The organism is Deltaproteobacteria bacterium (genome assembly GCA_005879795.1).
Classification (GTDB): Bacteria; Desulfobacterota; Binatia; order DP-6; family DP-6; genus DP-6.
Genome location: VBKJ01000154.1, coordinates 16,195 through 30,716, shown reverse-complemented (window position 1 = coordinate 30,716; position 14,522 = coordinate 16,195). Strand labels below are relative to the sequence as shown.

The 14,522-nt window shown below is 72.4% G+C and carries 14 protein-coding genes; 12 read left to right on the top strand and 2 right to left on the bottom strand.

Annotation, left to right across the window (positions count from 1 at the left end; genetic code table 11):
* Window positions 1–201: 201 nt before the first annotated feature.
* Window positions 202–1,386 carry a chromate efflux transporter gene (gene chrA, locus E6J59_13305; GenBank protein ID TMB18970.1) on the bottom strand — a complete coding sequence of 395 codons (1,185 nt, stop codon included), beginning with the start codon at window positions 1,384–1,386 and terminating at the stop codon, window positions 202–204.
* A 237-nt stretch (window positions 1,387–1,623) separates the two neighbouring features.
* Window positions 1,624–3,216 carry an MFS transporter gene (locus E6J59_13300; GenBank protein TMB18969.1) on the bottom strand — a complete coding sequence of 531 codons (1,593 nt, stop codon included), beginning with the start codon at window positions 3,214–3,216 and terminating at the stop codon, window positions 1,624–1,626.
* Window positions 3,217–3,592: 376 nt separating this feature from the next.
* Between E6J59_13300 and E6J59_13295 the strand changes: the two genes are divergently transcribed.
* From E6J59_13295 to E6J59_13240, 12 genes are all read left to right on the top strand, one after another.
* Window positions 3,593–4,366: a glucose 1-dehydrogenase gene (locus tag E6J59_13295; protein TMB18968.1), complete on the top strand. Its 774-nt coding sequence runs from the start codon at window positions 3,593–3,595 to the stop codon at window positions 4,364–4,366.
* Between the two features lie 876 nt (window positions 4,367–5,242).
* The gene (locus E6J59_13290; protein ID TMB18967.1) at window positions 5,243–6,493 is read left to right on the top strand and encodes an LLM class flavin-dependent oxidoreductase; all 1,251 of its coding nucleotides are present in this window, start codon (window positions 5,243–5,245) and stop codon (window positions 6,491–6,493) included.
* A complete protein-coding gene (locus E6J59_13285) occupies window positions 6,490–7,272 on the top strand; it encodes an alpha/beta fold hydrolase (GenBank protein ID TMB18966.1) in 783 nt (260 codons plus the stop codon). Before E6J59_13290 ends, E6J59_13285 begins: the two co-directional genes overlap by 4 nt.
* Window positions 7,273–7,311: 39 nt before the next feature.
* On the top strand, window positions 7,312–8,499 hold the full coding sequence (locus tag E6J59_13280) for an FtsX-like permease family protein (GenBank protein ID TMB18965.1): 1,188 nt from the start codon (window positions 7,312–7,314) through the stop codon (window positions 8,497–8,499).
* 1 nt (window position 8,500) lies between these two features.
* The gene (locus tag E6J59_13275) at window positions 8,501–9,289 is read left to right on the top strand and encodes a hypothetical protein (protein ID TMB18964.1); all 789 of its coding nucleotides are present in this window, start codon (window positions 8,501–8,503) and stop codon (window positions 9,287–9,289) included.
* Window positions 9,273–9,851, top strand: coding sequence for a hypothetical protein (locus E6J59_13270; GenBank protein ID TMB18963.1), 579 nt, complete (start codon window positions 9,273–9,275; stop codon window positions 9,849–9,851). Before E6J59_13275 ends, E6J59_13270 begins: the two co-directional genes overlap by 17 nt.
* 75 nt (window positions 9,852–9,926) lie before the next feature.
* Window positions 9,927–10,280, top strand: a complete 354-nt coding sequence (locus E6J59_13265; GenBank protein ID TMB18962.1) for a hypothetical protein — start codon at window positions 9,927–9,929, stop codon at window positions 10,278–10,280.
* 135 nt (window positions 10,281–10,415) lie between these two features.
* Window positions 10,416–10,724, top strand: a complete 309-nt coding sequence (locus E6J59_13260) for a hypothetical protein (protein ID TMB18961.1) — start codon at window positions 10,416–10,418, stop codon at window positions 10,722–10,724.
* A gap of 44 nt (window positions 10,725–10,768) precedes the next feature.
* Window positions 10,769–11,122 (top strand): DUF3175 domain-containing protein, encoded by a 354-nt coding sequence (locus tag E6J59_13255; GenBank protein ID TMB18960.1) that lies wholly within the window; start codon window positions 10,769–10,771, stop codon window positions 11,120–11,122.
* 91 nt (window positions 11,123–11,213) lie between these two features.
* Entirely contained in the window at window positions 11,214–12,179 is a 966-nt protein-coding gene (locus E6J59_13250; GenBank protein ID TMB18959.1) for a thiamine pyrophosphate-dependent dehydrogenase E1 component subunit alpha, read from the top strand.
* Window positions 12,180–12,184: 5 nt separating this feature from the next.
* Window positions 12,185–13,198 (top strand): alpha-ketoacid dehydrogenase subunit beta, encoded by a 1,014-nt coding sequence (locus tag E6J59_13245; protein ID TMB18958.1) that lies wholly within the window; start codon window positions 12,185–12,187, stop codon window positions 13,196–13,198.
* Between the two features lie 11 nt (window positions 13,199–13,209).
* On the top strand, window positions 13,210–14,490 hold the full coding sequence (locus tag E6J59_13240) for an alpha/beta fold hydrolase (protein TMB18957.1): 1,281 nt from the start codon (window positions 13,210–13,212) through the stop codon (window positions 14,488–14,490).
* Window positions 14,491–14,522 lie beyond the last annotated feature (32 nt).

Sequence of the window (14,522 nt, the reverse complement as noted above, 5' to 3'; positions counted from 1 at the left end):
CGCGCCAGCCGCCCCGTGAAGGCGCGAGAGCTCGGGGCACGAGGCAGTTCCCTCCGCTTGCTGGTCGAGAGCCGGCGCATAGCACAGGCGCCGTCGCCTGCCCAACACCTACACTGTCACTACTCTAGCCCCGAGCGTGAAGGCCCCGGAGAGCCGGAGGGTGGCGACGACGACAATCGCCCATCGCCATCCGCTCTGCGGCTACGACAGACGACGGGCCGCCAGCCCGACCAGGCTTCCGCCGAGCACGAGCCAGGCAGGGTTCGCGCCATGGCGAACGAGCAGGACCGCCGCACCGGCAGCGAGCGCCGTGGCCGGCAGGTCCACCAGGGCGACCCGGGCCAGGTGCCACGTGACCACGACGAGCAGCGCGAGCGAAGCGACGTTGACCCCATCGAGGAACGCGCCGGCGGTGGGCGAGCGCCGGAGCCGAGGAATGAGTGGCGCGGTCGCCGCCACGAAGACGAAGGCGGGAAGGAAGATGCCGAGCGTCGCTACCAGCGCGCCGGGAGCGCCTCCGAGGACGTAGCCGATGAAGGTGGCCGTGGTGAAGACCGGCCCCGGCGTGATCTGGCCCACCGCCACCGCATCGAGCAGCTGCGCCTCGCTGAGCCAGTGCCAGCGATCAACCAGATCGGAGCGCAGAAAGGCGAGGAGCACGTAGCCGCTCCCGAAGAGAACGGCGCCGACCTTCACAAAGAACAGGAAGAGACCGCTCAGGCTGAACGTCGTGCCGATGGCCGCGCCGCTCGCAGAGGCGGCGGCGATCTTCGGTAGCGGATTCGAGAAGGCGACCGACGTTGCGACACACGCGAAGAGACTCCGCATGCCCCTGCGGGCCAGCGCGACGACGACGCCGGCGCCGACGAGCAGGGCGATCTCGTTGCCGCCGAGGAACTCCAGGGCGGTCGCGGCGAGGCCCACGGCCGCCAGGAGCTTCGTCTTCACGGCGGTGCGAGCGAGGCTCCACAGGGCCTGGGCCACGACCGCGATGACGACCGGTTTGACCCCGTAGAGGAGCGCGGCCGCCTCGGGGAGCGACCCGAAGCGCGCATAGGCCCACGCCGCGGCGACCGTGAGGACGGCAGCAGGCAGGATGAACGACGCGCCGGCCACCACGAGACCGACCACGCCGGCCCGCTCGCGGCCGATGTGTATCGCCATCTCGGTCGAGTTCGGGCCGGGAATCAGATTGGTCGCGCCCACGAGATCGAGAAAGTGGTCGCGCGAGAGCCATCGGCGCCGGCGGACGATCTCGTCCTCCATCATCGCGATATGGGCCGCGGGGCCGCCGAATGCCGTGGTTCCGAGCCGGAGGAACAGGACGGCGACCTCCTTCAGCGCACCTCCGCCCGCTTTCGCATCTTGCGCGCCCCGCGTGGGCAGCGAAGACGCCGCCGTCCCGTGTGGCTCGTCAGCCACGCTTCGCTGCCAGCACGAGAATCTGCCCGCTCATGTCCGGTTGGTGCATCGTGCAGTAGAAGTGGTCTCCCCGGAGCGCCTGGTCAACGGGCCGTGGGGAAGATGAGCCCGCCGGAGAGGCCGGAGATCGACTCCCCTCGACTCCACTCGCGGAGCATGGTCGGGCGCGTGCGATGTCGGGACGGCCGTCGCGACGCGCCGCTACGGTGGCTGCTCCGCCTGCCGCCCCGCGATGTGGTGGCGCACGAGGGGTCCGTCGGCGCCGCGGTGGAAACGGGCGGCGGCCTCGAGCAGGACGCGGTCGCCGGCGGTGACGCGCTCGTGCTGTCGGAGGTGCTCGATCCAGGACTCGACGACGAACACCTCGAGCCACCGGCTCGCGTCCGCGGTGTCGCGGTAGACGTTCCAGCGGATGGCGCCGTCGCGGCGGCGGACCGGCTCGAGCCGCCGCACGGCGCGCAGGAACTCCTCGGCCTGGTCGGGGTCCACGTCGTACTCGAGCGTGACGAGCACGGGGCCTTCGTCGCCGTCGAGCTCGTACGCGGTCTGCGGTAGCGACCAGCGCGGGTCGGGGCGCAGGTCGAGGTTCGAGAGACCATGCAGCTCGAATCGGCGCGAAGCGACGGCACCGGCGAGGAGCAGCGCCGCCCCCGCAACGAGCGCCGTGGGGATGTCCGAGTGCGTCGCGACGACGCCCCAGAGAAGGCTCCCCGCCGCCATGCTGCCCTGGATGGCGAGCAGGCCCACCGCGAGCGCCCGTGCCCGCACCCATGCGGGCACCGCGTTCTGGGCGGCCACGTTGAGCGTGGACATGGCGCCCATCCACGCCATGCCGCCCACGACGAGCCCGGCGCCCGCGACGAGCGGCACGCGCGCGAGGGCGACGGCGGCGGACACGGCGGCGAACAGGCCCGTGCCGGCGAGGACGAGACGATCGCTCGTGAGGCGCGCGCGGATGCGGGGCAGGAAGGCCGCGCCCGCGATCGCACCCGCACCGAGGCAGCCGAGGAGGAGCCCGTAGCCCGTCGCCGAGAGCTCGAGACCGCGGCGCGCGAAGAGCGGGAGCAGCGCCCAGAGTGCGCTCGCCGGCACCACGAAGGCCGCCGTGCGCGCGAGGACGGCGCGAAACGGCGCCGAGTGACGGACATAGCGCACGCCCGCCCGCATCGCGCCCGGCACGTCCTCGGGCGGGAGGCGCGAGCGGGGAACCTCGCGCTGCCAGCGTGCGAGCACGAGGACGACCCCGAGGAACGACGCGGCGTTCAGGAGAAAGACCCAGCCCGGACCCAGGGCCGCTACCAGGAGACCGCCGAGCGCCGGGCCGATCGCGCGCGCCACGTTCACCGAGATGCCGCCCAGCGCCACGGCGCCCGCGAGCTCCTGGCGCGGCACGAGGTCCGGTATCGTCGCCTGCCAGGCGGGGGCGTTGAGCGCGTTGCCCAGGCCCATGCAGAACGTGAGCGACAGCAGCAGCCACGGCCCCGTGAGACCCGCCACCGTGCAGACCCCGAGTGCCGTCGCGGCGACCAGCATCCACGCCTGCGTCACGAGGAGCAGCCGGCGGCGGTCGACGATGTCGGCGAGGGCACCGGCGGGCAGCGCCAGGAGAAAGAAGGGCAGGCTCGTCGCCGTCTGCATGAGCGACACCATGAGCGGCGAGGGCGCGAGCCCGGTCATCAACCAGGCGGCGCTCGTGTCGTGCATCCACGTGCCGACATTCGAGACGCACGAGGCGAGCCAGAGCGCCCGGAAGACGGGGCTCGCGAGGGGGCTCCAGGCTGACGAGGGCCGGATCTCGGGATCGTGGAGAGGCTCGCGCGACACCGCGACGTTCACCGCCGATCAGCCTGCTACGCTGCCCGCGCGTGAGGGGTCAAGTCCTGCGCGTGCGCAATGTCTTGGAACCGGAAGTACACGGATCGCGGCCCGCGCCGCGCGAAGTGTTCGATCAGGCGCCTGCGGTCGTCCGGGGCGGATGGCGCGTAGGTGGATCGAGCCGCCGTCGCGCAGCACGGCCTCGGCGGAGCAGCCGCGGGGGCTCCGCGGCGTGGTGGCGACCACGTGTCAGCGCGCCCATCGGCTCGCCACGGCGAGTCTCGTCGTGACGCCGACCGGGTAATGCCCGTTGGCTCGGGACGGATTGCATATTAGAACCAGGCCCTCGGGGACCATGAAGCAGCAGCCCGGCACGCCGACGGAACTCTTCGACCTGAGCGGACGGGTGGCCCTGGTCACGGGCGGCAGCCGGGGGCTCGGGCGGGAGATGGCGCTGGCGTTCGCGCGCTTCGGCGCGGACGTCATCATCGCCAGCCGCAAGCAGGACGCCTGTGACGCCGTCGCCGAGGAGATCCGACGAACCACCGGCCGGCGGGCTCTCGGCCGCGCCTGCCACGTGGGCAGGTGGCAGGACCTCGACGCGCTCGCCGATGCCGCCTGCCAGGATTTCGGCGCCGTCGACGTCCTGGTCAACAATGCCGGGATGTCGCCGCTCTACCCCAGCGTCGAAGCGGTCAGCGAAGAGCTCTGGGACAAGGTGCTCGCGGTGAATCTCAAGGGCCCCTTCCGCCTGACCGCCCTGATCGGCAGCCGCATGGCGCGAGGGAACGGCGGGTCCATCATCAACATCAGCAGCGGCGCGGCGACCCGGCCGACGCCGGACGTCATCCCGTACGCGGCGGCCAAGGCCGGGCTGGAGGCGATGACCGTCGGGTTCGCCCGTGCCTTCGGGCCCAAGGTCAGGGTGAACGCCATCCAGGCAGGCCCGTTCTTCACGGACATCAGCAAGGCGTGGGACCTCGACGCCTTCGAGCGCAGGGTCAAGTCGGCCCTGGCCCTGCAACGCGGCGGCCAGCCCGCCGAGATCGTCGGCGCTGCCGTCTACCTGGCGAGCGGAGCGTCGAGCTTCACCACGGGAGCCGTCATCCGCGTCGACGGCGGCGCCTGACCGACCCCCCGGCACCGATCGACTTCGCGCTCCCCGGCGGGTGCTGTCCCAAGGAGAGCCCCAGGTGTTCCGAGCTCAACCGGCGAGCGTCCCAAGTGAGGCGAGCTGCCTCGCTATCGGGCGCTCGGCTTCCTGGGTTCGGCAGGCCGCGAATGGTCCGCCATTAGGAACGTCGCGCGCGAGACGGTCACGACCTTGTGGCAGCGGGGGCACTCCGGGTCCATCCTGCTGCCCGCAACCCCTTCCAGGTAGGAGAGCCGGGCGTTGCAGTGCGGACAGGGAGCGAACGATGCGTGCATGATGGACCTCCAGCGACCCTAGACGAGCCCGAGATTGAGGGCTACTTCCCGTGGGAGAACCAGACGCCCGTGGTCGCCCATCCGCGCGACCGTCGTGCCCGGCAGCATCCGCAGCGGGGGTACCCCGACTACCTTCTCCCCCACCCGACACATCACGATGAGGGCCGCGTGTCTCACGACTTCCACGTTGTCGAACTCGACGCAATCCGAGCCGCTGATCATGCCCCTGTTCTCGGTCTGGCTCGGGAGGTCGGGGGAGGGCGCCGTGTGCGCCGCTCGGTGGTACGCGCGTGGGAGCCGTGCGCGCGCGTAGCCAGCGAGTCGGGCCCACGGTACCCTGCTCCGATGCCCGGCGCAAAGGGGGCCGGCTGGTCTGGCTCAGCCGCCTCCGGGTGGACGTCCCCCGGCGCCCCCGTTGACACGCCCGTCAGGGCTTCAAATACCTTCAAGCGCCCTTGAAGAGCGCTCAAACCCTCGCGCGTGCGCGCAGCCCCTTCGAACCCGCGGAGCTCGAGCGGCGGCGCGCGTCGATCGTCTCCGCGCTCGAGACCCCTCGACCCGCCAACAGGAGGCCACGATGAGGTTCACCTGGTTCAACCTGATGCCCTGGCCGCATCTGCCCGACGACTTCCGCCAGCAGAACCGCTCGGTGTGGGTCGACATCCCCGCCAGGCTCTACGACCCGCGAAAAGGCCACTTCCTGTACCACCAGTACATGGACCAGCTCGAATACGCCGACGCGCTCGGCTTCGACGGCATCGGCGTGAACGAGCACCACCAGAACGGCTACGGGCTCATGCCGTCGCCGAACCTGATCGCCGCCGGGCTGGCGCGGCGCACATCTCGGGCGGCCATTTGCGTCATCGGGAACTCGATCGCGCTCTACAACCCGCCGATTCGCGTCGCCGAGGAGTTCGCCATGCTCGACGTGATCTCGGGGGGGCGCCTGGTCGCGGGCTTCCCCGTCGGCACACCGATGGACACAAACTTCTGCTACGGCCAGATCCCGGCGCTCACCCGCGACAAGTACCACGAGGCGCACGATCTCATCATACGGGCGTGGACGGAGGACGACCCCTTCGCCTTCGACGGCAAGTATACGCAGCTCCGCTACGTCAACTGCTGGCCGAAGCCCATTCAGGAGCCGCACCCGCCGATCTACATTCCGGGCGGCGGCTCCGTCGAGACCTGGGACTTCTGCGCCGACCGCGACTACAACTACTCCTACCTCTCGTTCACCGGCTACGTCCGCGGGAAGCAGTTCCTCGACGGCTTCTGGGAGCGCGTCGCCGCCAAGGGCAAGGACGAATCGCCCTATCGCGCGGCGTTCGCGCAGATCATCTGCGTCGCCGACACCGATCGGGAGGCCGAAGAGCTCTACTCCGAGCACGTCCGCTACTTCTTCAACCGCTGCCTGCACGTCTACCCGGGCTTCGCCGACCCGCCGGGCTACCGCACGATCAAGACGCTCAAGGCGGGCGCCCTCGCGCAGCTCACCGAGGACGCGCTCAGCAAGTTCCCGACGCTCACCTGGAAGCAGCTCGTCGACGACCGCTACGTCATCGCCGGCGGCCCGGAGACCGTCCGCCAGCAGATGGAGGAGATGATCGAGGGGCTGCACATCGGGCACGTGTTCTGCCTCTTCCACAACGGGAACATGCCCGACTGGAAGACCCGGCACTCCTCGAGGCTCTTCGCCGAGAAGGTCATGCCGAAGCTCCGCGGCCTCTGGCCGGAGTGGCGGGACGAGGAGCGCTGGTGGCCGAAGCCGATGCCGGATCGGCTCGAGCCCGAGAAGTCGCTCCCCCGCGCGGAGGCGCGCTCATGAAGGCCAGGCAGCTGGAGACGAAGCGCGGTGCCAGGGTCCGCGTCCTGGAGGCCGGCAGCGGCGCGCCGGTCGTGTTCCTGCACGGGGCCGGCGGCCTCCTCGACGAGAACCCGTTCCTCGACGAGCTGGCGACGCGCTACCGCGTCTACGCGCCCGAGCTCCCCGGCTACGGCGAGTCGCTGGGAGAGGAGCTCCTCGAGGACATGCTCGACTTCGCCCTCCACGGCTGGGACGTCGTGGCGGCGCTCGGCCTCGAGCGACCCAACATCGTCGGGCACTCGATGGGAGGCATGATCGCCGCCGAGATGGCCGCGGTCGCGCCGAACGACCTCGCGAAGCTGGTCCTCGTGAGCGCCGCCGGCCTGTGGATCCCGGAGCATCCCATCCCCGACATCTTCGCGTTCCTCCCCCACGAGTACGCCCAGGTGCTCTTCCACGACCCCGCCGCCGGGCAGGCGCTCCTCACGGGCGGTCTCGACTTCACGAACATGCAGGCGCTCGCCGACTTCTACGTCGCCAACTCGCGGCGCATGGCGACCGCGGGGAAGATCCTCTTCCCCATCCCCAATCGCCGCGTGGCGAAGCGGCTCTACCGCGTGACCGCGGAGACGCTGGTCGTGTGGGGCAAGCAGGACCGGCTCATCCCGCCGGTCTACGGCGAGAAGTGGATCCAGCTCATCCCCGACGCGCGGCTCGTCCAGCTCGACGCGGCGGGGCACATGCTGCCCTACGAGCAGCCGAGGGCCTGCGCGACGGTGGTGGCGAACTTCATCGGCTGAATCGCTCCGTCCTCTCGGTCGTCGAACACCAGCCGCGCCATGTCGGGCCTCCGCAACCTGCGCCGCCGTCCCCTGCGCAGCGCGCTCACGACGGCCGGCGTCGCGCTCGGCGCGGCCGCGCTCGTCCTGCTGGGCGCGCTCGCCGAGAAGCTCTCGCGCCTGGTCGAGGGCGGTCGGGACTTCGCCTCCGGACAGATCACGGTGGCCGCTGCCGGGACGGGCGGCATGATGGGCCTGGCCCGGGGCGCCCTCCTCTCCGGCGAGCAGCTCCGGCGGCTCTCCGAGGTGCCGGGCATCCGCCTCGCTGCACCCCTCGTCATGTTCCCCGTCATGGACAACTCGAGCGCGCTCCCCTTCACGCTCGCCCCGCAGGTGTTCGGGATCGATCCCCAGGCGCTGCGCCTCAACCGCAGGTCGCTCGCGGCGCGGGCCGCGCACGGCCCGGTCGTTCCCGAGGCGCCCGACGAGGTCGTGCTGGGGAGCCAGGTGGCGCGCTTCTTCGGCGTGAGGGCGGGTGACTCGATCACGATCCGGAAGAGGTCGTTCCGCGTCGCGGGCGTCCTCGACCCGACGCTCACCGGGCCGGACAGCTTCGTCTTCATGCCCTTCCCGACGGCCCAGGAGCTGCTGCTCGAGAGCGATCAGGTGCTGCGCGGGCTCGCCATGGAGCCCGGCGCCCACCTCCTGCCGCTCGCGACGGCGGCAGCCGTCTTCTGGAACGACGGCGAGGATCCCGAGGCGGTCGCGCGACGCATCCGCGAGCGGCTCGAGCACGTGTCCGTCCTGTCGCCCGGCGACGCCGCCGCGCAGATCGATCGAGCGCTGGCGGTGATGAACGGGCTCGTGGTCGGGAGCGGCTCCGTCGCGCTGGTCATCGCCGTGCTCGCGGTCGCCAACACGATGCTGACGGCCGTGGCCGAGCGCCGCCAGGAGATCGGTCTCCTTCGCGTCGTCGGCGCGACCCGCGGGCAGGTCATCGGACAGCTCCTCCTCGAGGCCGCCACGCTCGGCTTCGCCGGGGGTGTCGGAGGTCTCGCCGCCGGCGCCGCGGCGGTTCGAGGCCTGAACGGGGTGACCGAGCGGCTCGGTGCGCCGGTCTTCCTGATGACCCCGCGGCTCGCCCTCGCCGCCACCGTCCTGCCGGGGGCGCTCGCGGCCCTCGCGGGCGCATGGCCGGCCTGGCGTGCGGCGCGGCTCGCCCCGGTCGATGCGACCCGCTACGCGTAGGATGCGGGCCGGAGGGCGCGCGCTCGCGGCCACGCTCGCACTCAGCCTGGGCTGCGCGGCCCGCACGCTGCCCGGTGATCTCCGCCCGGGGCCCTTCCGCTTCCCGGCCGACATCTTCGCCTTCGCGAACGAGACGGTCTGGGAGTACGGGCTCGACCCGGCCACGGACCTCCGGTCGTGGCGCCGCCGCGAGCCGCGGCCGCCGTTCTCGCTCCGCTGCGGCACGATGGCGCGCGCCGCCCGGCAGTTCTACGCCGGCGCGCGCTTCGACCCCTCACCGTCCCCGACCGATGCGAGCACGTACGAGCGGCTGGTTCGCGAGGTCCTGCGCAGCGATCCGCGGCGCCCGTCCGGGAAGCGCGTCGTGATCCCGGGCTATCCCGATCTGCAGAGCTTCAGCGCCGCACACGAGGCGCTCCTGAAGGCGGCCCTCGCCGGTCCGTGGCAGAGCTACCTCCAGCGCGGCAACTGGCGCATGATCTTCCCCTTCACGGCGCGGCACCAGCGACGCCTTGCACGCCGCCTGCTCGCCTCGCTCGCGCGCAGCTGGCCGCCGATCGTCCACGTTCTGCGCTACCCCGAGCTCACCATCAATCATCTCGTGCTGGTGTTCGACGCCGAGGAGACCCCCGCCGAGATCCGGTTCCTCACCTACGATCCGAACGACGCCGCGCATCCGGTCGTCCTGACCTTCGACCGCGCCGCTGATAGCTTCTCCTACGCCCCGACGCCCTACTTCCCGGGCGGTCCGGTGAAAGCCTACGAGGTCTACGATGGGCTCCTCTACTAGACACGGCATCGCGCTCGCGCTCCTGGCGCTAGGGGCCCAGGGCTGCCTCACCGGCCATCTCCTCGACGCCGCGCGCCGGCGGGAGCAGCCGGTCGCCTACCACGACGCCTCCATCGACGGCGGCCGTCTCCTGCTCGGCTACAGCGCCGTCGTCAGCGACGACCAGGGCCGGCATCTCGAGCGCACGGAGCGGTGGGCGGCGCTCGCCCTCGCAGACCTCCGCCGAGCTGACCTGGCCGTCGCGGCCTTCCCCGTCGCGCGGCTCGCGCACGACGCGCCCGTCCATGGACGGCGGGTGGCGCTGCACGCGGGCAGGGACGGCCGCCTCGACGGACCGCCACCCTTCCTGGAGATCGACGAGGGCCCCGACGGACGCCAGCTGCGCTTCGTCCTGCACGAGACCCCGGGCGCCCCGTATCCGCCGTTTTACTCGGCCGCGCTCACCCGCACCCGCTCGGCGCCCTGGGTGTACCCGCTCCTGCCGCTCAGCCTGGCCGTCGACGCCGCGACAAACCCCGTGCTGCTCTTCTTCGCCCCGGCGGTGATGGTGCTGGGCGACTGACCTGCGCCGCCGTCTCCGATACTTCCTTGATCTGCCGAAGCGAAACCGGGTATGCGAAACGGTCTGGTTACCTCGATGCTCCGACATCCCGCCCGCACCGAGCGGTCGAGAGCCATCCGGCTGCTCCTGGTCGTTGCCGCCGTCGTCGCGGCGTCCAGAGCGCGGGCAGACTCGAGCGATCCCGTTCCCGTCCTCGGCGGGGATCAGGTTCTCTCGCCGGGGCCACGCTCGCTCGGTTTCAGGGGGATCGCCGCCGACCCGAGCTCGATCGGGAACTTCCAGGGCCTGGTCGCGCTCGCGTACCTGCGCGGGAGGGTGCGGGACGCCACCGGCCACCGCTGGGTGATGGAGAACGACATCCGCATCCTCCAGGGGGACTACGTCTCCGCCGACGGGGTGCACCGGCGGGGGACGTTCGCCTTCGTCTGAATCGATCTGTCCGAGCCCGGTTCGGGCTCGGGGGCGCACGACTTCACGGGCGGGATCACGCCGGCGGGCCTGGTCTGGACGGTCCGCCTCCCGGATGACGCGGTCACCGTCGCCCCGCGCGGCAACCTCGTCACGGTGGACGCGCGCGACGTGGCGGTGGTGGACGAGCGCGCGGAGCCGGCCAGGGAGACGCCGGCCAGGGTGAGCTTCCAGATGACGTGGAGGGGTGGCGGCGGCCGCCGGCGCCTGGCGGCGGCGGCACCCGCGTTCGCCGGGCGGTTCTTCCGGCACGTGCGCGCGCACGGCACCTTTTCCGGGGCCGAGGATGGTTTCAGCTTCGCGTCCGCTTCGCGCGCGCGCAGCACGTTCGCCGAGCTCGGGACGGAGCAGAACGGGCTCTTCCTCGTCCCGGCGACCGAGTGCGCGCGGTGCGGCCCCCCGTAGCGCCACGGGCGGGACGGGGTCGCGCTCGCCGAGCGGGCCGGGACTTGATCCCGGCATCCCGGGCCTATGTTGCCCGCGTGGGCGCCAAGGAAGCGAATCGTCGTTCGTCGACGCGTCGGCGGACGGGCACGCGACGCTGGTCGCGCGAAGTGACCGAGCGCAGCAACGCGCTCGACCTCGAGAGGGACGTCTTCAAGAAGCCCAGCCCGCGCGCCATCGCCGAATCGCTGCGCCGCTCGGCCGAGCGCAGCCGGCGCAGAAGAGTGGACCCGTTCCGGTCGGCGATGTCGATGCTCACGTTCTACATCAACCGGGCCGGGCGGAATCTCGACCCGTCCCGGCGGCGGACGCTGGAGCGAGCCAAGCAGGAGCTCCGGCGGCTGTACGGGCGTGCGTGAGGTCGTGCATCCAGGAGTTTCTCGGAGCGGCAAGTTGACGTAACGAGACCCCGCCTTGCCAGGCGCCGGGCAACGGGACTAGGAGTCCGTCATGCCGCTCTCCACGGAAACCCTGATGGATCTCTATCGCCAGATGCGCCGCATCCGGGTCTTCGAGGAGAAGCTCGCCGAGCTGGTGAACGCGGGCCAGCTCGCCGGCTTCCTCCACCTCTACGCCGGCGAGGAGGCGGTCGCGGTCGGCGTGTGCGCGCATCTCGGCGACCGCGACTACGTCGCCTCCACCCACCGCGGCCACGGCCACGCCATCGCCAAGGGCGTCGACCTGCGCGCCATGATGGCCGAGCTGTTCGGGCGGCGGACGGGCGTGTGCAAGGGGAAGGGCGGGTCCATGCACATCGCCGACCTCGACCGCGGCATGCTCGGCGCGAACGGCATCGTCGGCGCGGGCATCCCGCTCACGGTGGGGGCGGCGCTCACCGCGCAGGTGAAGCGGACCGGCCGCGTGGCGGTCGCGTTCTTCGGGGACGGCGCCACGAACCAGGGCCAGTTCCACGAGGCGCTCAACCTGGCCGCGGTGTGGAAGCTGCCCGCGGTCTTCGTGATCGAGAACAACGGCTACGGCGAGGCGACGCCGATGGAGTTCGTCACGCCGGTGCGCGACCTCGCCACCCGCGCCGGGGCCTATGCGATGGCGAGCGCGATCGCCGACGGCATGGACTTCTTCGACGTCCACGAGAAGGCGGGCGCAGCCGTCGCACGCGCCCGCGCCGGCGAGGGCCCGACGCTCCTCGAGTGCAAGACCTACCGCTACTACGGCCACTACGTCGGCGACCCGCTCACCTACCGCACCAGGGAGGAGGCCGAGGCGTGGCGGCAGCGCGACCCGCTCGGCCGCTTCGAGGAGCGCACGGTGCGCGAGGGGCTCGTCGAGCCCGGCAACCTCCGCCGCATCGACGCGGAGGTGACGGCCGAGGTGGAGGACGCCGTGCGAGCGGCGCAGGAGGCGCCACCCCCCGACCCCGCCGACGTCGCGACCGACGTCTACGTGAACGGGTGACGGCCATGGAGCGCGAGATCCCCATGCTCTTCGCCATCAACGAGGCACTCCACCTCGCGATGGAGGCCGACCCCGACGTGATCGTGCTCGGGGAGGACGTGGCCGGCGGCGGCGGGCGGAAGGACCAGGGCATCGAGGAGGCGTGGGGCGGCATCATGGGCGCCACGCGCGGGCTCTTGAAGCGCTTCGGGCCCGAGCGCGTCCGCGACACGCCGATCAGCGAGATGGGCTTCATGGGCGCCGCCGTCGGCGCGGCGCTCACCGGGCTCCGGCCGGTGGCCGAGCTCATGTTCATCGACTTCATCGGCGTCTGCCTCGACCCGCTGCTGAACCAGGCGGCGAAGCTCCGCTACATGTTCGGCGGAAAGGCGCGCGTCCCGCTCACGGTGCGCACGTCGACCGGGGCCGGGCTGCGCTCGGCCGCGCAGCACTCGCAGTCGCTCTACTGGATGACGGCCGGCATCCCGGGGTTGAAGACCGTGATCCCCTCGAACCCTGCCGATGCGAAGGGGCTGCTGCTGGCCGCCATCCGCGACGACGACCCGGTCGTGTTCTGCGAGCCGAAGGCGCTCATGTTCGTGTCGGGCCCCGTCGCGGAGGGCGACTACACGGTGCCGCTCGGCAAGGCGGCGCTGGTGCGCGAGGGCACCGACGTGTCGCTCGTCGGCTTCGGCCGCACGGTGCAGACGGCGCTCCGGGCCGCCGAGCTGCTCGCGCGCGACGGCGTCAGCGCGGACGTGCTCGACCTGCGCTCGCTCCAACCGCTCGACGAGGAGGCGATCCTCGCCACGCTCGGCAAGACGGGCCGGGTGGTGGTCGTCGACGAGGCGCCGCCCCGCTGCGGGATCGCGAGCGACGTGGCGGCGCTGTGCGTGGACAAGGGCTTCGACCTCCTGAACGCGCCGGTGCGGAAGGTGACGGCGCCGCACGCCCCGGTGCCGTTCAGCCCGGTGCTGGAGGACGCCTACGTGCCGACGCCGGAGGCCGTGGTGGCCGCCGCACGCGCCCTGCTCGGCTGATCGCCTCCGCGATGGCCACGGCGCTCGCGATGCCCAAGCTGGGCATGACCATGCGCGAGGGCCGGGTCGTCTCCTGGCCGCAGCCGGTCGGCGCGCGGGTGGAGAAGGGCGCGGTCGTCCTGGTCATCGAGTCGGAGAAGGCGGAGGTGGAGATCGAGGCGCCCGCCGCGGGCGTGCTGCGCCACGTGTACGTCCCGGAAGGCGAGACGGTGCCGAGCGGGACGCTGCTCGCGGCGATCACGGAAACGGCCGACGAGCCGTTCGACGCGGAGGCGTTCCGGCGGGTGCACGATCGGCCGGAGGCGCCGGCGGCGGCGGCCGGGCCGGTGCCACCGGCGGCGGTGCCGGGCGGTGGCTCGGTGCGGCGTACTGCGGAGACGCCGGTTACCCCTGCGGCGCGCGCCCTTGCGCGTCGGCTCGGCGTCGAGCCCGCGCGGGTACCCGGCACGGGCCCGGGCGGGCGCGTGACGCGCGAGGACGTCGAGGCGTGGGCGGCGCGGCGGCGCGCGCTCGTCCCCGTGGCCGAGGGGGTCGCGCTCGAGGTGCCGACCGAGGGCGCAGGGGATCCGGTGGTGCTGCTGCCGGGGTTCGGAACCGACGTGTCGATGTTCGCGCGGCAGATCCCCGTGCTGGCTGAGCGGTGGCACGTGCTCGGAGTGAATCCGCGCGGCGTGGGGCTGTCGGACGCGCCGGAAGAGGCGCGCTACGACGTGGCCACGATGGCCGCGGACGTGGCCGCCCTGCTCGACGAGCCTGCGCACGTGGTCGGGGCGAGCCTTGGTGCAGCGGTGGCGATCGAGCTCGCGCTCGTGCACCCGGAGCGGCTGCGGTCGCTGACCCTGATCACGCCGTTCGTCGAGGCCGATGCGCGCCTGCTGGCGGTCGTGGATGCGTGGTGCCGGGTGGCGAGCGAGGCGAGCGCCGAGGCGGTGGCACGCCTGCTCTTGCCGTGGATGTTCTCGCGCGCGTACCTGGCAGACGAGGGCCGCCGGGAGCGGACGGCGAGGGGTCTCGCGGCGACGGCGCCGCGGGTGCCGGCGCCGACGCTGGCGCGCGCCGCCGCGGGGATGCGGGCGTGGTCGGGAAGCCGCCGCACGGACCTGGCGCGGCTGGCGCTCCCGACGCTCGTGATCGTCGCCGGCGACGACCTGCTGACGCCCGACGGCGAGGCGGTCGCGGGCGCGATCCCGGGCGCGCGCTGCCGCGCCGTCCCGCGAGCGGCGCACGCGGTCGCGCTGGAAGCGCCGGAGGCGGTCGGCGAGGCGATCCGGACGCACCTCGAGGCACGCTGACCAGCGCCGGTACGGGGCGTCCCGGGTCGCGG